Annotated in this window: 15 protein-coding genes; 9 read left to right on the top strand and 6 right to left on the bottom strand. The window is 71.5% G+C overall.

The annotated features are described in order from the left end of the window. The first annotated feature begins 152 nt into the window (after positions 1-152). Positions 153-1,586 carry a hydrolase gene (locus OHB00_RS47625; protein WP_406444831.1) on the top strand — a complete coding sequence of 478 codons (1,434 nt, stop codon included), beginning with the start codon at positions 153-155 and terminating at the stop codon, positions 1,584-1,586. Here the strand turns inward: OHB00_RS47625 and OHB00_RS47630 are convergent. After that, the gene (locus OHB00_RS47630; RefSeq protein WP_406444832.1) at positions 1,573-4,320 is read right to left on the bottom strand and encodes a glycosyl hydrolase 2 galactose-binding domain-containing protein; all 2,748 of its coding nucleotides are present in this window, start codon (positions 4,318-4,320) and stop codon (positions 1,573-1,575) included. The two genes, OHB00_RS47625 and OHB00_RS47630, sit on opposite strands and share 14 nt — an antisense overlap. Positions 4,321-4,432: 112 nt before the next feature. Then, entirely contained in the window at positions 4,433-5,620 is a 1,188-nt protein-coding gene (locus OHB00_RS47635; protein ID WP_406444834.1) for an ROK family protein, read from the bottom strand. A gap of 139 nt (positions 5,621-5,759) precedes the next feature. On the opposite strand from OHB00_RS47635, the gene OHB00_RS47640 reads away from it, so the two are divergent. From OHB00_RS47640 to OHB00_RS47650, 3 genes are all read left to right on the top strand, one after another. Beyond that, the gene (locus OHB00_RS47640; protein ID WP_406444836.1) at positions 5,760-7,229 is read left to right on the top strand and encodes an APC family permease; all 1,470 of its coding nucleotides are present in this window, start codon (positions 5,760-5,762) and stop codon (positions 7,227-7,229) included. 62 nt (positions 7,230-7,291) lie between these two features. Next, positions 7,292-7,831 carry a GNAT family N-acetyltransferase gene (locus OHB00_RS47645; protein WP_406444838.1) on the top strand — a complete coding sequence of 180 codons (540 nt, stop codon included), beginning with the start codon at positions 7,292-7,294 and terminating at the stop codon, positions 7,829-7,831. Between the two features lie 31 nt (positions 7,832-7,862). Next, entirely contained in the window at positions 7,863-8,654 is a 792-nt protein-coding gene (locus OHB00_RS47650; RefSeq protein ID WP_406444840.1) for an ArsR/SmtB family transcription factor, read from the top strand. A 77-nt stretch (positions 8,655-8,731) separates the two neighbouring features. On the opposite strand, the gene OHB00_RS47655 is transcribed toward OHB00_RS47650, so the two are convergent. Together OHB00_RS47655 and OHB00_RS47660 are read right to left on the bottom strand one after the other, a co-directional pair. Beyond that, positions 8,732-9,172, bottom strand: a complete 441-nt coding sequence (locus tag OHB00_RS47655) for an SPW repeat protein (protein WP_406444842.1) — start codon at positions 9,170-9,172, stop codon at positions 8,732-8,734. Between the two features lie 119 nt (positions 9,173-9,291). After that, positions 9,292-10,665, bottom strand: a complete 1,374-nt coding sequence (locus OHB00_RS47660; protein WP_406444843.1) for a cryptochrome/photolyase family protein — start codon at positions 10,663-10,665, stop codon at positions 9,292-9,294. A 176-nt stretch (positions 10,666-10,841) separates the two neighbouring features. Here OHB00_RS47660 and OHB00_RS47665 point away from each other — a divergent pair, with 176 nt between their 5' ends. Then, complete coding sequence (locus tag OHB00_RS47665; protein WP_406444844.1) at positions 10,842-11,045, top strand: hypothetical protein; 204 nt, start codon at positions 10,842-10,844, stop codon at positions 11,043-11,045. Here the strand turns inward: OHB00_RS47665 and OHB00_RS47670 are convergent. Beyond that, entirely contained in the window at positions 11,031-13,469 is a 2,439-nt protein-coding gene (locus OHB00_RS47670; protein ID WP_406444846.1) for a SpoIIE family protein phosphatase, read from the bottom strand. The two genes, OHB00_RS47665 and OHB00_RS47670, sit on opposite strands and share 15 nt — an antisense overlap. A 246-nt stretch (positions 13,470-13,715) precedes the next feature. On the opposite strand from OHB00_RS47670, the gene OHB00_RS47675 reads away from it, so the two are divergent. The 4 genes from OHB00_RS47675 (at position 13,716) to OHB00_RS47690 (ending at position 17,770) form a co-directional block, all read left to right on the top strand. After that, complete coding sequence (locus tag OHB00_RS47675; protein ID WP_406444848.1) at positions 13,716-14,801, top strand: S-(hydroxymethyl)mycothiol dehydrogenase; 1,086 nt, start codon at positions 13,716-13,718, stop codon at positions 14,799-14,801. A gap of 260 nt (positions 14,802-15,061) precedes the next feature. Then, the gene (locus OHB00_RS47680) at positions 15,062-15,424 is read left to right on the top strand and encodes a bifunctional 3-phenylpropionate/cinnamic acid dioxygenase ferredoxin subunit (RefSeq protein ID WP_406444850.1); all 363 of its coding nucleotides are present in this window, start codon (positions 15,062-15,064) and stop codon (positions 15,422-15,424) included. Continuing rightward, the gene (locus OHB00_RS47685; RefSeq protein WP_406444852.1) at positions 15,421-16,584 is read left to right on the top strand and encodes an NAD(P)/FAD-dependent oxidoreductase; all 1,164 of its coding nucleotides are present in this window, start codon (positions 15,421-15,423) and stop codon (positions 16,582-16,584) included. Before OHB00_RS47680 ends, OHB00_RS47685 begins: the two co-directional genes overlap by 4 nt. Positions 16,585-16,636: 52 nt before the next feature. Then, complete coding sequence (locus OHB00_RS47690) at positions 16,637-17,770, top strand: aromatic ring-hydroxylating dioxygenase subunit alpha (RefSeq protein ID WP_406444854.1); 1,134 nt, start codon at positions 16,637-16,639, stop codon at positions 17,768-17,770. Positions 17,771-17,933: 163 nt separating this feature from the next. On the opposite strand, the gene OHB00_RS47695 is transcribed toward OHB00_RS47690, so the two are convergent. Further along, on the bottom strand, positions 17,934-18,731 hold the full coding sequence (locus tag OHB00_RS47695) for an IclR family transcriptional regulator (protein WP_406444856.1): 798 nt from the start codon (positions 18,729-18,731) through the stop codon (positions 17,934-17,936). Positions 18,732-18,850: the final 119 nt, after the last annotated feature.

The raw sequence follows: 18,850 nt of genomic DNA on the forward strand, positions 1-18,850 counted from the left end.
GCCCGGTTGTTACAGCGGCTTTCTGTTCACCGACTGGACATGTCATGTACCTTTCATCGAGTCGACGCGTGTAGAAATCTCAAGCAGATTCTACGCGCGCAGAGTTGGCGCCCGCACCGCCTCTACCCCACCCCCTCACGGAGGTTCGCCGGATGCTTGGATCCAGCAGATCCCGCCACAGACTCACCACCGCCCTGGCCGGCTTCGCCCTGCTCGCCACGGGAGCCGCCCTTCAGGTCGGCACCGCGGCCGCCCCCGCTCACGCGGCCACCACCTACCGCGTCCTGTTCGACGACGGCCACGCCGAGGAGGCCGGCAACGCGGACTGGATCATCTCCACCAGCAAGCCCGACCCGCTGGCCCAGGACTCCTCCCCGTCCTCGGAGACGGACTGGACCGGCGCGCTCTCCTCGTGGGGCGTCGCCCTGCAGAAGACCGGCAGCTACAGCATGAAGACCGCGACCAGCGCGCTCACCTACGGCGGCTCGTCGACGACCGACCTGTCGAACTTCGACGCGCTGGTGCTGCCCGAGCCGAACACGCTGTTCACGACCGCCGAGAAGACGGCGATCATGACCTTCGTGAAGAACGGCGGCGGCCTCTTCATGATCTCCGACCACACCGGCGCCGACCGCAACAGCGACGGTGAGGACGCGGTCGAGATCCTCAACGACCTGATGACGAACAACAGCGTCGACTCGACCGACCCGTTCGGCTTCTCGATCGACTCGCTGGACATCAGCTCCGGCTATCCGGCCGCGATCAGCGACAGCAGCGACCCCGTGCTGAACGGCTCCTTCGGCACCGTCACCAAGAGCCTGATCGCCGACGGCACCACCGCCACCCTCAAGCCCTCCGACAACTCAGCCGTCAAGGGCCTCGTCTACCGCAGCGGTTACTCCGGGAACACCGGCGCCTTCTTCGCGACCAGCACCTTCGGCAGCGGCCGGGTCGCCTTCTGGGGCGACAGCTCCCCGATCGACGACGGCACCGGCCAGTCCGGCAACACGCTGTACGACGGCTGGAACGACAGCGGCGCCACCAACGCCGCCCTCGCCCTCAACGCCACCGCCTGGCTCACCGGCGCCTCCAGCGGCAGCAGCGGTGGCGGCGGAGGGGGCGGCGGTGGCACCTGCACCTCCGCCCAGCTCCTCGGCAACCCCGGCTTCGAATCCGGCAGCACCACCTGGACCGCCAGCAGCGGGGTCATCACCAACTCCAGCAGCGAGGCGGCCCGCACCGGCTCGTACAAGGCCTGGCTCGACGGTTACGGGTCCGCCCACACCGACACGCTGTCCCAGTCGGTGACCATCCCGTCCGGCTGCTCGGCGACGCTCAGCTTCTACCTGCACGTCGACACGGCGGAGACCACGACCAGCACCGCCTACGACAAGCTGACCGTCACCGCCGGATCCACCACCCTGGCCACGTACTCCAACCTCAACGCGGCCTCCGGATACGTCCTCAAGAGCTTCGACGTCTCCTCCCTGGCCGGTACCACGGCCACCATCAAGTTCACCGGTGTCGAGGGTTCGACCCTCCAGACGTCCTTCGTCATCGACGACACCGCGCTCAACGTGAGCTGAGCGGGCCGGACGGTTCCGGCGGGCCCGCCGGAACCGTCCGCTCCGCCGCGTTCCAGCCGGAGACCCGCACCTGGGGCACCGAGCCGTGCAGATCGGCCGTCCGGTAGGTGGCCGTCAGGGTCGCCGACTCGCCCGGCCACAGGCTGACCTCGTTGTCCGACCAGCGCACCGGCAGCACCGGCCTGCCGTCCGCGTCGACCACGTGGACGTCCGTCAGCAGGGCGGGGGTCTTTCCCGTGCCCGTGTTGCGGACGGTGACCGTGGTGGTCGAGGTACCGTCGGCGTCCGTCGTCGACGCTGTCGCCGTGACCGGGACCTGAGCCATCGAGGAGAGCCCGGTCAGATCGGCGTAGCTCGTCGTCGGCGTGTGCCACCAGTCGGTCTTCGCCCAGTCGAGGGTGTCGGGCCTGGTCGAGAGCCAGTAGACGTTGCGGCTCACCTCCTTGCCGTCGGCGTCGGTGAGGATCAGCCGCGCCAGGTAGGTGGACGACAGCCCGGTCACCGAGGCCGGCAGTGTGAGCGCGGTGCTGTGCGCGCCGTCGCCCTTGACCGAGACACCGGTGACGGTCTTGTCGTACTTCTGGGTGCCGTCGGGGTTGAACAGCGTCGCCCGCGCGGTGAGTCCGGACGCCGGAGCGTGTCGGTTGTTCACCACGGCCACCGAGCGGTCGTCGTAGGAGTACTGCACGTGGAGCGGCTCGTTGGCCTTCTTCGCGCCGAAGTAGGCGCCGCCCTGGTCGAGGTAACGGTCCATCAGCTGCCAGTGCAGGGACGTCCAGCCGCTGTTGAACATCCAGTAGACGACCCCGGTCGAGGGCTTCGAGGCGTCGGTCTGGTTGCGTTCGTACGCCTCGTACTGGGCGCGGACGTTCTCGTACTGGGCGAGCTGCGCCTTGCGGACGTAGTCGGTGAGGCTCTTCGGGGCGCCGTACCGGCCGGTGAGGGCGGCGTCGTAGATCTTCAGAGTGCCGAAGGTCGCGGACGGCGAGCGGTGGTACTGCTTGGCGTCCGGGTTCTTCCAGAGGGTGTCGAGTTCGGCCGGGGTCATCATCCGGCGCAGGGTGTCGAGGGTGGGGATGTCCGGGCCCGCACTGGTCTCCGAGTTGAAGCCGGTGGCGCCGCCCTCGCGCTTGGCGTACCAGTAGCCCGGCGGAACCCAGTCGTAGGGGCCGGTCATCTTCATGCCCGAACTGCCCAGCTGGGGGGCTGACTTGTCCGAGGCGGCGGGAACCACCGGGACGGCCCAGTCGGCGGCGTCCAGGGCGTCCAGATAGCTCTTCTCGATCTTCGCGTCGGGCGCGGCGTCGCTGCCGATCAGGAAGGAGACCACGCTCGGGTGGTCACGCAGCCGGGCGGCCTCGGCGGCCATCGAGGCCTGGGCGACCTGATAGTCGGCGGCGGTCCACTTCTCGCCGCTTTCGCCGGGGTTGGTCTGCCCCTCCCACTTGTCGCAGCACTCCCAGCCGGGCAGGGTGAGGACGCCGAGGCGGTCGGCGAGGTCGAAGAACTCGTCGGGCTCGATGTGGCCTTCCAGACGGATGGCGTTGAGGCCCAGGTCGAGGGCGTACTTCAGACGGTCCCCGACATAGGCGCGGTCCCAGCGCAGGAACTCGTCCGGTGACCAGCCGCCGCCCTTGATCAGCAGCCGGCGGCCGTTGATCGAGTACTGGCGGGCGCCGTCGGAGTTCAGCGGTGCCCGGACGTCGCGGATGCCGAAGCTCTCGTGCGCGGTGTCCGACGCCGTGCCGGCGACGGAGGCGGTGAGAGCGAGGTCGTAGAGCGGCTGGCCGCCCATGCCCGCCGGCCACCACACCTTGGGGGAGGTGAGGTGCAGACCGGGCGTGTCGGCAGGAGTGAAGGAGACGGTCCTGGTCTGGTGGGCCGCGAGCTCGACCGGCCTGGTGAGGGTCACCCCCGCTACGGTGCCGGAGACCTCGGCGGTGACCGGCGCGTCCGAGTCGTTGCGGGCCTGCGCCTTCACCGTCAGGTCGGCCGTCGCGAGGGACGGCACCGCGAGCTTCGTCACCACGTGCGCGTCGCGCAGCGCGACCGGGCCGCCGCGCCGGACCAGGACGTCCCGGACGATGCCCATGTTCTGGTCGGGCGGCGGCTGGAGCCAGTCGAGCCAGCCCATGGTGAAGTTCTTGTCGGGGTTGTTGGGCTGGATGCGGAAGGCGACCGTGTTCGTGCCGGCCCTCACCAGTGAGGTGACGTCCAGTTCGTGACGGGTGTAGGCGCCGGTGACGTCGGCGGTGGTCGCGACCTGACGGCCGTTCACGTACACGTCGGCCGCCGAGATCACACCGCTGAAGTCCAGGTAGGTGCGGTGCGCGGGATCGGCCACCGAGAAGTCGCTGCGGTACCACCAGGGCACCTGGAAGGGAGCCTTGGGGATCTTCTCCTGGTTGGTGGAGACGAACGGGTCGGGGTGGACGCCGTCGGCGAGGAGCGCGGCGAGGACCGTGGAGCGGGGGCCCGCCGCATACCAGCCCTGCGTCGGGTAGCCGGGGGAGGAGACCTCCGACGCGGAGTCGCTCACGTCGGCCGTCGACCGGATCGCGTAGCCCGACAGCGGGGTCGCGGACCCGGCGGCGGACGGCACACGGGTGATCCGGGCGGGCCCGTGGGCCGGGTCGCGGGCCCCGGCCCAGGCGCTGGTGTTGAGTGAGCAGAGCAGTCCCAGGGCCACGGCGGCCGTGGCGAGGCGGTGTCCGGGGGCACGGCGAGGGAACACGATGGTCTCCAGGCTCGTAAAGTTAGGAAACTTTACTAACCCGGCTCAAGCTAGGGTGCCATGGAGGCCGTGTCAATCACCGTGGCTCCCGCGCGAGTTGGCGCCGCCGCCCTCAGGGGGCGCCCGACCTGCGCTCGAACACCAGGTCACGGGCGGTCCCCAGGGCCGTGGCCACCGCGCCGAGCAGCACCGCGTCCTCGCCGAGCCGGCTGGGCGCCAGCTTCGGGCGCAGCGGTGTGAGGGTGCGCAGATGCTCCCGCACCGGGCGCAGCAGCAGGTCGACGCTGTGGCCGACGCCACCGCCGAGCACCACCAGGTCGGGGTCGAGCACGGCTGCGGCCGCCGCCACCGTGTGCGCGATCCGCTCGCCCTCAAGGCGTACCGCCTCCAGCGCGGCCCGATCGCCCTGGCGTGCCGCGTCGAACACGGACTTCGCGGTGAGCTGCCCGCTCATCCCCAGCCGCCGCGCCGTCTCGACCACGGCCACCCCCGACACCGCGTCCTCCAGCCGCTCGGGCTCCCGCTGCCGACCGGGCCAGGGCAGGAAGCCGATCTCCCCGGCGAGTCCGTGCGCCCCGGTGAACAGCCGCCCCTCGCTGACCACGCCCATCCCGAGGCCGGTGCCGATCATGATGTACGCGAACAGCCGGCTGCCCGCCCCGACGCCGTACGTGTACTCGCCGAGGGCGGCCAGATTGGCGTCGTTGTGCACCTCCAGCGGGACGCCCAGTTCCTCGCGCATCCGGTCGAAAAGGCCCGCGCGCCCCCAGCCGGGCAGGTGCATCGCGTACCGCACCCGCCGCTGCCGCTCGTCGTACACGCCGGGTGTGCCCACCACACCGTGCACCACCTCGTCCGGATCCACTCCCGAGTTGGCGACGACCTGCCGGGCGGTCGCGACCAGCAGGTCCGCCATCGCGCCCGAGCCCCGGGCCCGGTTGCGCACGTCGGAGCGGGCGACCAGGGTGCCGTCGAGATCGGTGACCGCGGCCCGCAGCCAGCCCCGGCCCACGTCGATGCCGAGCGCGTAGCCGGCCGCCGGGTCGGGCGCGTACAGCACGGCCGTGCGACCGCGCTCCGGTACGTGGGTGCCCACCTCGTGCACCAGCCCCGCCGACTCCAGCGCGGCGAGCGCGCTGGACACCGTCGGCTTCGACAGGCCCGTGTCCCGGGCCAGTTGGGCGCGGGAGGCGGAACCGAGCAGGCGCAGCCGGTCCAGCAGCAGCCGCTCGTTGGTGCTGCGCAGCCGCTGCCGGCTCCAGGGCTGCTCCTGCTCCTCTACGACGTCGCTGGCGGCCATCGCACCATTCTCACCGATTCCCGACGCATACTTGACGCATCTAGTAAGGCTCCTTAACTTTATCGGCCATCCCGCCGAGTCGGCCCCCGCCTGTCGTACGCGCCTCGCCCACTTCCCCGTGTCTCGCCCAGGAGCCCCCATGTCTGCAGGTCCCGGTAGTCCCGTCGTCTCGGGCAGTGCGCCACCGGCCGGCGGTTTCGTCCGCCGTGTCGGGCTGTTCCAGGCCACCGCCATCAACATGAGCCAGATGTGCGGCATCGGTCCGTTCGTGACCATTCCGCTGATGGTCGCCGCGTTCGGCGGCCCGCAGGCGGTGATCGGCTTCGTCGCGGGCGCGGTGCTCGCGCTCTGCGACGGCCTCGTCTGGGCCGAACTCGGTGCCGCGATGCCCGGCTCCGGCGGCAGTTACGTCTATCTGCGCCAGGCCTTCCAGTACCGCACCGGACGCCTGATGCCGTTCCTGTTCGTGTGGACGGCGATGCTCTTCATCCCGCTGATCATGTCCACGGGCGTGGTCGGCTTCGTCCAGTACCTGGGCTACCTCGCCCCGGGGCTCGGCCAGACCTCCGGCGACCTGATCGGGCTCGGTGTCATCGCCCTGGTGGTGCTCCTGCTCTGGCGCGGCATCGAGCACATCGCCAAGATCACCGCCGTCATGTGGACGGTGATGATCGCCTCGGTGCTGCTGGTGATCGTCGCCGCGGCGAGCGGCTTCAGCCCGCACCTGGCCTTCACCTACCCGGCCCACGCCTTCGACCTGACGAGCGACCACTTCTGGCTCGGCTTCGCCGCGGGCCTGACCATCGGCATCTACGACTACCTCGGCTACAACACGACCGCCTACATGGGCGCCGAGATCAAGGACCCCGGCCGCGTCCTGCCGCGCTCCATCCTCTTCTCGATCCTCGGCATCATGGCGATCTACCTGCTGCTCCAGATCGGCACACTCGGCGTCATCGACTGGCACCGCATGACGAACCCGCACGACGTCGCCTCGACCTCGGTCGCCTCGGCGGTCCTGGAGAAGACCTGGGGCAAGGGCGCCGCCGACACGGTGACCGTGCTGATCCTGGTCACGGCCTTCGCCTCGGTCTTCACCGGCCTGCTCGGCGGCTCCCGGGTGCCCTACGACGCCGCCCGCGACCGCGTCTTCTTCCGCCCCTACGAGAAGCTGCACCCCAAGCACCGGTTCCCGATGCTGGGCCTGGCCACCATGGGTGTGATCACCGCGATCGGTTTCCTGATCGGCCGTCACACCGACCTGGCGACCCTGATCCAGCTGCTCACCACCGTGATGGTGATCGTCCAGGCGCTCGCCCAGATCGTGGCGCTCACGGTGCTGCGCCGTCGGCAGCCGGCGCTGAAGCGGCCGTACCGCATGTGGCTCTACCCGCTGCCGAGCATCGTCGCCTTCGCCGGCTGGTGCGTGATCTACGGCTACGCGGACAAGAACTCCCCGGGCCGCCACCCCATCGAGTGGTCCCTGGCCTGGCTCGCCCTCGGCTGCGTGGCGTTCCTGATCTGGGCCCGGCTGGAGAAGGTGTGGCCGTTCGGGGCGAAGGAGATCAGCGAGGAGTATCTGACGCCCCAGGAGCCGGCCGTGGTGTAACATCCCATGTACACGTCAGCCTCATCCGGCGCGGGCAACTCCCGCCGGGTGAGGCTTTTTTCATGACCGAACCCACCGAGGCGGACGTCGTCGTCCGCCCTGCCGTCCCCGGGGACCGCCCCGTCGTCGATCGTCTGTGGCTGATGTTCCGCCACGACCTGTCCGAGTTCCGCGGACTCCTGCCGAGGCCCGACGGTTCGTTCCGCAGCGAGCGCGTCGAGGACGCCTTCTCCTCGCCCGGCTGGGCTGCCTACCTCTTCGTGCGGGGCGGGCACCCGGCCGGCTTCGCGTTCGTCCGGGCGCTGGACGCGCCGGTGCGGGTGCTCAACAGCTTCTTCGTGGCCCGCGGCGCGCGTCGCACCGGCATCGGGCTGACCGCCGTCCGCGAGGTCCTCACCCGCCACCCGGGCCGCTGGGAGATCGCCTTCCAGTACGAGAACCCGGGCGCCGTCGCCTTCTGGCGGCGGGTCGCGACCGAGATCGCGGGCGACGCCTGGCGGGAGGAATCCCGGCCGGTGCCGGGCCTGCCGGAGCTGCCGCCGGACGGGTGGATCTCGTTCGACACGGCTCCCCGCCGGCACGACGCGGGCGACCGGCATTGACATGCAGGTAATCGCCTGCATAACGTCGAGTGTGCGATCAGAGGACGACAGCGGGACGGACCAGGTCTTCAAGGCGCTCGCCGACGACACCCGCAGGCGGCTGCTCGACCGGCTGCACGAGCAGAACGGCCAGACCCTGGGTGAGCTGTGCGGGCGCATCGCGATGACCCGGCAGTCGGTGACCCAGCACCTGGCCGTGCTGGAGGCCGCCAACCTGATCAGCACCGTGCGGCGGGGGCGGGAGAAGCTGCACTACCTCAACCCGGTGCCGCTCCACGAGATCCAGGAGCGGTGGATCGACAAGTTCGAGCGCCCGCGCCTGCGCGCGCTCGGCGACCTGAAGCGACGAGCCGAGGAAGCCATGAGCGACCAGCCCAGCTATGTCTACGTCACCTACATCGCCGGCACCCCGGAGAAGGTGTGGGACGCCCTCACCGACGCCGACCTGACCGCCGTCTACTGGGGGCACTCCAACGTCTCCGACTGGCGGCCGGGCTCGCGCTGGGAGCACGTCCGCACCGACGGCTCCGGCATCGCCGACGTGGTCGGTACCGTCGTCGAGAGCGACCGTCCGACCCGCCTGGTCACCACCTGGGCCGCGCCCGCGGACGAGGGTGACCGCGGCCGGCACTCCCGGGTCACCTTCGACATCCGGCCGCACGCCGACATCGTCAAGCTCACCGTCACCCACGAGGATCTCAACGACGAGGGTGAACTGCAGGCCATCTCGTCCGGCTGGCCGGCCGTACTGTCCAACCTGAAGTCCCTCATCGAGACCGGCAGCCCGCTTCCGCAGGAGCCCTGGCTGGTCCCCGGCCGCTGAGTGGGCGCGCGGCGGGGCCGGTCCGCCGTCATCGGACCGGCCCCGCGTCCTCCCTTCCAGGGGATGCTGGGTGTGCCCTAGGTCATGGGCGTCCGCCTGGCCGCCGAAGCGGCGCAGACCAGCCCGAGGCAGAGGGCCAGTGCGCCGATGATGACGTTGTTGATGATGACGCCCTTGTCGGGGCTGGTGCCGACCACCCAGGGGGCGATGATCATCCAGATGCCCATGGCGCACATGGCCCAGCTCAGGCCGTACATGCGCTCCGGCGCCCTGGTGAAGCCCAGTGCCAGCAGACCTATCGCTATGCCCATGATCAGGTTGTGGGTCACGAGGGCGGGCTGGCTCGCCGTGTAGTGGAGGATCCACGGGGACGCCGCGCAGTACAGGCCGAGCAGGAACACCGGTCCGTCCACGAGCGCCACATCACGGCCGCCGAGCATGCGGGCGTAGCGCTCCCGCATCTCGGAGACATCGGGGTGGCTGGTTATGTCACTTCTGCCGTGCGAGACGTTGGCCATGACTCGTCTCCTTTGACTTGCAGGCCTGACCGCGTCTGGTGCGTACGGTAAACGCCGCTAGATGGCATTCTGCTCTTATTTCTTCTTTATGTGTAGCTCTCGGATGCTCTCGGGTGTTCTCAGCCGCGCTCCCGGGCCCGCCGGAACCGGGCGAGTCCCTCCGCCAGGTCGACGATCGGCTCCGGGTAGTCGAGCGCCGCCCGCTCGGGGCCGCCCAGCTTCCACGGCTCGTGCACCTTCGCCCCCGGCAGCCCGGCCAGCTCCGGGACCCAGCGCCGGACGTACGCGCCGTCGGGGTCGTAACGCCTGGCCTGGGTCACCGGATTGAGAACCCGGTTGGGGCGGGTGTCCGTGCCGGTGCCCGCCACCCACTGCCAGTTGAGCTGGTTGTTCGCCACGTCCCCGTCGACCAGCAGTTCAAGGAAGTGCCGGGCGCCCACGCGCCAGTCCACGTACAGCGTCTTGGCCAGGTAACTCGCCGTCAGCAGCCGGCCCCGGTTGTGCATCCAGCCCTCGTGGCGCAGTTGGCGCATCGCCGCGTCGACGACCGGACAGCCGGTGCGCCCCGCACGCCACGCCTCGGCATCCTCGTCGGCAGCGCGCCCCGAGCGCCAACGGTCGCTCCGCGTGCGGTAGTCGGCCGTCGACACGGCCGGCCGCGCGGCCAGCACCTGCCGGTGGAAGTCCCGCCACGCAAGCTGCCGCACGAACGCCTCGGCGCCCGGGCCGCCCGACTTCCGGGCCCGCTGGACCAGCTCGACGGGGGAGAGCGATCCGAAGTGCAGATGCGGCGAGAGCCGCGAGGTCGCGTCGCCGGCCAGGTCGTCGTGGCGGTCCTCGTACGCCCCGATGCCCGTCCGCAGCCAGGCCGCGAGCCGCCTGCGGCCCGCCGCCTCGCCACCGGGGGCCAGGCCCGCCGACACGCCGGAGAGCCCGTCGCGGCCCGGCGGCGGCTCGGAGCCGACCCCGTCCGGGACCGGGACCCGGCGCGGTGGGGTCACCACCTCCCGCAGCGACTGCCGCGACCACTGCCGGAAGTACGGCGTGAACACCGCGTAGTGGTCCGAACCCGCCGGGGTCACCGCGCCGGCCGGAACCGCCGAGGTCACCGCGTCGTGGACGTGCAGCCGCCGGCCGTCCGCCGCCAGGGCGCGGCGCAGCCGCTCCTCCCGGCGCTGGGCGTGCCCGCTGACGTCGGCGGCCAGATGCACCGCGTCGGCGTCCGTCTCGCCCGCCACCTTGCACACCTCCTCGACGAGGTCACCCGAACGCGTCACCAGCCGGCCGCCGCGCTCACGCAGCCCCGCGTCCAGGTCGCGCAGGCAGTCGGCGAGGAACGCCAGCCGGTTCGGCACGGCGAAACCGGCCCGGTCCACCGCGCTGTCCCGCACGAACAGCGGCACGACCTCGTCCGAAGCTTCCAGGGCCGCCCGCAGCGGCGGATGGTCGTGCAGGCGCAGGTCGGCGGTGAACAGGACGACCGAGACGTTCATGAGGCGGCTCCGGAGCGGCAAGGGGGCAGGCAGGCTGCGAAGGCCCCACGCTCCCACTTCCCCGCGCCCGCACGGCGGGACCGGCCGTGTCGGTCCGGCGTTTCCGGCATGTCCGCGTCGATCCGGGGCAGCCGCACGGCAAGGCGAAAACCGACTACGGGAGGTGCAGGACCGCTATGGGCGCGAAGGTGCTGGAGCGATTTCCCGCCGGGGCTCCCCGGGGCTCGTGGCCGGCCGAGGAGTACGCGGCGAGGTGCCGCGCCGAGGGCGGGCGGGCGACCGTGGTGATGGACCTGAGCACGGACGCCTTCCTGGTCGTCGTACCCGGCTCGGACGACGACCGGCCTTCCTCCGCGGTGCGCGCCTCAGCCGGGAAGTGACTGTTCGGCCCAGATGGTCTTGCCCCGAGCGCCGTACCGCGTCCCCCAGCTCTGCGCGAGCCGGGTGATGAGATAGAGACCGCGTCCGCCCTCGTCGGTGTCCTGGGCGCGCCGCACATGCGGTGAGGTGCTGCTGCCGTCGGAGACCTCACAGATCAGTGTCCGGTCCCGGATCAGGCGCAGCGTGATCGGCGCACCGCCGTACCGCAGCGCGTTCGTCACCAGCTCGCTGACGATCAGCTCGGTGGTGAACGACTCCTCCGCCAGCCCCCACCGTGCCAGCTGCCGCGCAGTCAGCTCCCGGGCCCGGCCGACCATCCTGTCCCGCGCCTCGATCTCCCAGGTGACATGCGAGTCCGGGGCCAGCCCGCTCATCCGGGCCACCAGGACGGCCACGTCGTCCTGGTGGCCGGGCGGCAGCAACTCGCGGACCAGGGTGTCGCACACCTCCTGCGGTGCGGCCGACGCCGGGGTGCGGGAGAGGGTGGCGCGCATCCGGCGCAGCCCGGTCTCGAAGTCCTGCGCACGTGACTCCAGCAGCCCGTCGGTGTAGAGGACCAGCAGGTCCCCGTCGTCCAGGGCGATCTCGCGCTCGTCGAACACGACGCCGCCCAGGCCCAGCGGCGGGCCGCCGGGCAGGTCCACGAAGTCGACGGCGCCGTCCGCCGAGACGACCGCCGGGGGCGGATGACCGGCGCGCGCCAGCTGGCACAGCCGGGTCACCGGGTCGTACACGGCATACAGGCAGGTCGCCCCGGTCACCAGGGACACCTCGTCGCCGCGCTCGTCGAGGAAGCGGTTCATCTGGTCGTCCAGGTGGGCGAGGAGCTCCACGGGGGACAGGTCGAGGTCCGCGAGGGTGCGGACGGCGCCGCGCAGGCGGCCCATGGTCACCGCCGACTGCAGACCGTGCCCGACCACGTCGCCCACCACGAGCGCCACCCGCGCCCCGGACAGCGGGATCACGTCGAACCAGTCCCCGCCCAGGCCGGTGTGCTCACTGGCCGGCAGATAGCGGGACGCCGTGCGCACCGCCGACGGCGACGGCAGCCACTGGGGGAGCAGACTCCGCCGCAGGGTCCGGGCCGTCGTCCGCTCCCGGTGATAGCGGCTGGCGTTGTCGACGCACACCGCGGTGCGGGTCACGATCTGCTCGGCGAGCTGCACGTCCTCGGGCTCGAAGCGGCGAGGACTGCGCGAGCGCATGAAGACGGCGGTGCCGAGGGCGACGCCCTGGGCGAGCAGGGGGACGAGCAGCCAGGAGTGGACGTCCGGGCCGGCGCCCGGAGCCCGCCGGGGATCCGCGCCGCCGGTGCCGGGGCGCGGCTCCTCGTCCGCGAGGAGGACGGACGCGCCCTTCGCCAGGGCGTCCAGGAACGGCGAGCCGGGCGCCGTCGCCGCCGTGTCGAGCTCGCCCACCCGCACCGTCCGGACGCCGTCGGCACCCGTGTCCTCGGCCGGTGCTCCGCCGCAGGCGGCCCGGCGGAGCACCGGGTGGCCCGGCCGTGCGTCGTCGGCGGGCGCCCTGTCGTCCCTGTCGGAGAAGACGGAGTCCAGGAGGTCGACGTGGCAGGTGTCGGCGAACCACGGCACCGCGACCTCGGTGAGCTCCCGGGCCGTCTGCCACAGATCCAGGGTGGTCCCGATCCGGGTGCCTGCCTCGTTGGCCAGGACCAGCCGCTCCCGCGAGCGGACCCGCTGGGTCACGTCGGACACCACATGGGCCAGCGCGATCACCGTCCCGGACGGGTCCCTGAGCGGCAGGATGGACTCCGACCACACGTAGTCGTGCGGCGAGCCGGGTACGGGATGGCCGACCACCTCGGTGTCGAGCAGCGCCTCGCCCGTCTCCAGGACCCGCCGCTGCCGCTCCTCCAAGGCGTCGAAGTCCAGCAGACCCGGCGGGGCCATCTCGCGCATGGTGTGCCCCGAGTACGCGGTCGCCTGGAAAACCCCGGCGCGCCGTTTCGCGAGGTTCTGGGCGATGAACCGCAGCCGCGTGTCGAAGAGGTCGATGTGGAAGGGGATGTCGGTGAACAGCCCCCGCAACAGGGCACGGCCGAACGCGTACGTACGGTACGTCTCCGCGCCGGTCCCCTGTACGAGCCACTGGTGCGCGCCGTCGGCGGCGGTGAGGGAGCGCGCCCAGACCTGGACCTCGACCGGTCCCCCGCCGTACCGCCGCAGCACCAGCGGACCCTGGCGGACCCCTTCCTCCCAGCGGCGGACGACCCGCGCGGCGTCGGCGGGGTCGTGGAGCAGCTCGTCCGCACGCCGGCCGAGCACCGCCCGCGCCGGGTGTCCGAGCAGTTCCTCGGCGCCGGGGCCCCAGGCCGCGACCCGGCCCTGAGCGTCCAGCAGGACCTCGGCCTCGCCCCCGGGCTCCGGGAGCTCGTCGCGGGCGTCGAAGGTGATGTCGTGCATCCTCACCTCGGGCACATCCGTGCCGGAATCGGCATGTGCTGGTTTGTGGTGATTGCCCAATAGATGATACCTGCGCATGCGATGACGGCCCTTGCGCACGCAACGGCGGCCCGGGCGCGGCCCGGCGCGGGCCTGCCGACGGATCCTTGACCCCGCGCTGCGGGCTCCGCGATGCTGTGTTGCGAAACACGAGATGCGTGCCGCATAGGGCAACATCTCGCCACCTCTGTCAGCCGAGGAGTGGCCATGTCTCAGCAGGTCCGTGCCGTCGTCGCGCGGAGCAAGGGCGCCCCTGTCAGCCTGGAGACCATCGTCGTGCCCGACCCCGGTCCGGGGGAGGCGCTGGTCAGGATCGAGGCCTGCGGGGTCTGCCACACCGATCTGCACTACCGCGAGGGCGGGATCAGCGACGACTTCCCGTTCCTGCTGGGGCACGAGGCGGCGGGGGTCGTCGAGGCGGTCGGCGACGGGGTCACCGACGTGGCGCCCGGCGACTTCGTGATCCTCAACTGGCGTGCCGTCTGCGGGCAGTGCCGGGCCTGTCAGCGCGGGCGGCCCTGGTACTGCTTCGACACGCACAACGCCAGGCAGCGGATGACCCTGACCGACGGCACCGAACTCTCGCCCGCCCTCGGGATCGGCGCCTTCGCCGAGAAGACGCTGGTGGCGGCCGGGCAGTGCACCAAGGTCGACCGGCGCGCGTCGGCGGCGGTCGCCGGGCTGCTGGGCTGCGGCGTGATGGCGGGCATCGGCGCCGCCCTCAACACCGGCAACGTCGGCCGCGGTGACAGCGTCGCCGTGATCGGCTGCGGAGGTGTCGGCGCGGCCGCCGTCCTCGGCTCGGACCTGGCCGGCGCGGCGCGGATCATCGCCGTCGACATCGACGACCGCAAGCTGGACACGGCCCGCAGGCTCGGCGCCACCCACACGGTCAACTCCAGGGAGACCGACGCCGTCGAGGCGGTGCGCGAACTGACCGGCGGATTCGGCGCCGACGTCGTCATCGAGGCGGTGGGCCGCCCGGAGACCTACCGGCAGGCCTTCTACGCCCGCGACCTCGCCGGCACCGTGGTGCTGGTCGGCGTACCGACCCCGGAGATGAAGCTGGAGCTGCCGCTGCTGGACGTCTTCGGCCGCGGCGGAGCCCTCAAGTCGTCCTGGTACGGGGACTGTCTGCCCTCCCGCGACTTCCCCATGCTCATCGATCTCCACCTCCAGGGCCGTCTCGACCTGGACGCGTTCGTCACCGAGACCATCGCCCTGGACGAGGTCGAGAAGGCCTTCGAGCGCATGCACCACGGTGACGTGCTGCGCTCGGTGGTGCTGCTGTGACCGGCGACCGCCGTTCCTGACCACCCGCCGACGAAGCGGCCCTGCCCCGGTGACGTGCCGGGGCAGGGCCGTACCCGCACTTCGCATGACGCCTGTTCGCCCTGGTCACGCGTGCTTTCAAGGGGGCTTCGGCGCGCCCGGACAACCGCTGTCGCGACCGGGGTAAACCGGCCCGTGAACTCCTTGACAACGCTTCGCGGCGGCCCGCAGACTGGCGTTGCGCTCATCGCAATCCGTTTCGCTATACGCACCGAGGTGTCATGATGATTCCCGCGTGCCGTCTCGCGGATCTGCCGCGAGGCGAGGCCCACCGGCTCGACATCGAACCGCCCGTCTCGGTGTTCCACACCGACGACGGAGAGCTCTTCGCCATCGACGACACCTGCACCCACCAGGACGCCTCGCTCGCCGACGGCTGGCTGGAGGGCTGCGAGGTGGAATGCCCCCTGCACGCCTCCAAGTTCGACCTCAGGACCGGCGCCGTGGACGCACCCCCGGCCAAGCTCCCGGTCCGCACCCACGAGGTCGTCGTGGAGGACGGAACGGTCTACGTCCGGCTGTCCGCGGACGCGCCCAACCTGCCGCCGTGCGTCTCCGCCCGCCTCGCCGGCGGCGCGGCGTGAGGACGGTCGCCGTGGTGGGCGCCTCGCTGGCCGGACTGTCGGCCGCGCGCTCACTGCGGCAGCGGGGGTACGACGGCCGGCTGGTCGTCGTCGGCGACGAGCCCCACCGTCCGTACGACAGGCCGCCGTTGTCCAAGGAGTTCCTGGCCGGCACCGTCGGCGAGGCGGACCTGGCGCTGGAGCGCGACCACGAGGACCTCGGCGCCGAGTGGCTGCTCGGGACCCGGGCCACCGGGCTCGACCGCACCGCCCGGACGGTCCGGCTGGCCGACGGCCGGGAGGTCCGCGCCGACGGCGTGGTCATCGCGACCGGCGCCGCCGCCCGCACCCTGCCCGGCACCGAGGGCCTCGCCGGGGTCCATGCGCTGCGCACCCTCGACGACGCCCGCGCCCTGAAGGACGACCTCGCCCGGGGCGGCCGGCTCGTGGTGATCGGCGGCGGGTTCGTCGGCGCCGAGGTCGCCTCCACGGCGTACGCGCTCGGCCTGGACGTCACCGTGGTCGAGGCGGCCCCGACCCCGCTGGCCGGACCGCTCGGCGAGTCCATGGGCGCCGTCGTCTCCGCCCTCCACGCCGACCACGGGGTACGGCTGCTGTGCGGGGTCGGCGTCAAGGGGCTGAGCGGCGAGCGCCAGGTGGCGGCCGTGCTCCTCGAAGACGGCCGCAGCGTGCCCGCCGACACCGTGGTCGTCGGGGTCGGGGCCCGCCCGTGCGTCGAGTGGCTGGAGGGCTCCGGCATCGCGCTCGACAACGGAGTGAAGTGCGGCGCCGACGGGCGCACCAGCGTGGCCGGCGTGGTCGCGGTCGGCGACTGCGCCAACTGGTACGACCCGTACACCGGCGGCCACCGCAGGGTCGAGCACTGGACCGGCGCGCTGGAACGGCCGGACACCGCCGTCGCCACGCTGCTCGCCCATGGCGCCCGGGAACCGGGGGCGCCCCGGCCGCCGTACTTCTGGTCCGACCAGTACGGCGTCAGGATCCAGTTCGTCGGTCACGCCGCCGGGGCCGACAGCGTGACCGTCGAGGAGGGCTCGACCGACGACCGCAGCTTCCTCGCCGTGTACCGGCGGGCGGGCCGGCAGGTCGCCGTGCTCGGGATGAACCAGCCGCGGCTGTTCACCCGCGCCCGCAAGCAGTTCGGCACCGCCGCGTCCTGACCCGGCGCCCGCGTCACCCCACCGATCCACGACGTCCTCCGAGGAGTGCACCGTGACCTCGACCAGCCTGCCGGACAGCCTGATCGCCACCCTCCCCGGCTCCGCCTACACCGATCCCGGGATCTTCGCCCAGGAGCAGGAGCGCATCTTCGAGACGATGTGGTTCTGCGTGGCCCGCGCCGCGGACCTGCCGAAGCCCGGCGCCTTCCGCACCGTCGACGTGGGCCGCGAGAGCATCCTCGTCACCCGGGCCCGGGACCAGTCGATCCGCGCCTACTTCAATGTCTGCCGGCACCGCGGGGCGAAGCTCCGCACCGAGGAGACGGGCGAGGTCAGACGGGCGTTCCAGTGCCCGTACCACGCCTGGACCTACGACCTGGACGGCAAGCTGGTCGCCGCCCCCAACCTCACCAGGATGCCGGACGTCGGGCGCACCGAGTACGGCCTGGTGGGCGTGGCCGTCCGGGAATGGCTCGGCTATGTGTGGGTGTGCCTGGCGGAGAACCCGCCGTCCTTCGAGGAGGACGTGATCGGGGCGGCGGTCGAGCGGCTCGGGGACGTCGAGTCGATCGAGCGCTACGGCGTCGAGGACCTCTCGGTGGGCAGACGGATCGTCTACGACGTCAAGGCGAACTGGAAGCTCATCATCGAGAACTTCATGGAGTGCTACCACTGCGCCACCATCCACCCCGAACTCACCGAGGTGCTGCCCGAGTTCGCCGACGGCTACGCGGCCCAGTACTACGTGGGCCACGGTGCCGAGTTCGGCGCGGACGTCCAGGGCTTCACCGTCGACGGCTCCGAGGGGCTCGACCGCATCCCCGGGGTCTCGGCGGACCAGGACCGGCGGTACTACGCGATCACCGTCAAACCGCAGGTGTTCATCAACCTGGTGCCGGACCATGTGATATTCCACCGGATGTACCCGGTGGCCGTCGACCGCACCGTCGTCGAGTGCGACTGGCTCTATCTCCCCGACGTCGTGGCGAGCGGCAAGGACGTCAGCCGGTCCGTGGAGCTGTTCGACCGGGTCAACCGCCAGGACTTCGAGGCCTGCGAACGCACGCAGCCCGGCATGAGCTCGCGGCTGTACGCCAAGGGCGGGGTGCTGGTCCCCAGCGAGCACCACATCGGCGCCTTCCACGACTGGGTCCACGAACGGCTCGGCACCCGGCAGCCGGAGTGACGCCCGTGGCCCGCGCGCTCACGGCGCCGGCACGGTGCCGCTGCGCCCCGAAAGGGGCGCCGGGGGTACCCCGGCCGAAGGCTGGGGGAGGAACTGCGCGACCAGCCCCCACCGGCCCGCAGCCGCGCGGACGCGGGCTGTTTGACGGCCGTCGTGCGGGCGCTCAGCCCAGGTAGCCCATGCGGTGGCTGATCTCCTCCGCACCCTTGACCAGCACCGGGGCCAGCTCGTGCATGCGCTCCTCGGTGAACCGGTAGGACGGCCCGGACGCGCTGATCGACGCGATGACCGCTCCCTCCCGGTCCCGGATCGGCGCGGCCATGGCGTGCAGCCCGATCTCCAGTTCCTCCAGCGTCCACGCGTAGCCGCGCTCCCGGGCCTCGGCGAGGTTCTTCTCCAGCTTCGCCTTGGAGGAGATGGTGTGCGGGGTCAGCTTCTTCAGACCCCCGTCCGCGACCAGCGCGGTGCGCTCCGCGGCCGGCCGGTGAGCGAGCATGATCTTGCCGCTGGAGGTGGCGTGCAGCGGGGTCAGCTGACCCACCCAGTTGTGCGCGGTGACGGCGGCCGTGCCGCGCACCTGGTAGAGGTTGATCGCGTAGTGCTCCTGCATCACCGCGATGTTGACCGTCTCGCCGATCTCGTCGGCCAGCCGCTCGCACACCGCCCGGCCCTGCTGGGTGAGGTCGATGCGTCCCGTCACCGCCCCGGCCAGGCGTACGATGCCGAAGCCGAGCGAGTACTTGCCCCGCTCGCCCGACTGCTCCACGAGACCGCGCGCCTCCAGGGCGCCCAGCAGCCGGAACGCGGTCGACTTGTGAACATCGATCTCGGCGGCCACCTCGCTCACCCCCGCCTCGCCGCGCTGGGCCAGGATCTCCAGGACGCTGATGGCGCGGTCGACGGACTGCACGCCACCAGAAGATGAGCCGTTCGTTTCGGTATCCGGACTGAAGTTGCTCATAGCGAAACTATACGCGCAGTAAACAACGCCCTCCAAGTAACGCGATGTGAACAAAGATCTTACAAGTTGCGTTGTTCGCAACCTGGTGCGTATAGCGATACCCGTACTAGCATGCCGCG

The sequence above is a fragment of the Streptomyces sp. NBC_00631 genome (assembly GCF_045206895.1).
In the GTDB taxonomy this organism is placed as follows: domain Bacteria; phylum Actinomycetota; class Actinomycetes; order Streptomycetales; family Streptomycetaceae; genus Streptomyces.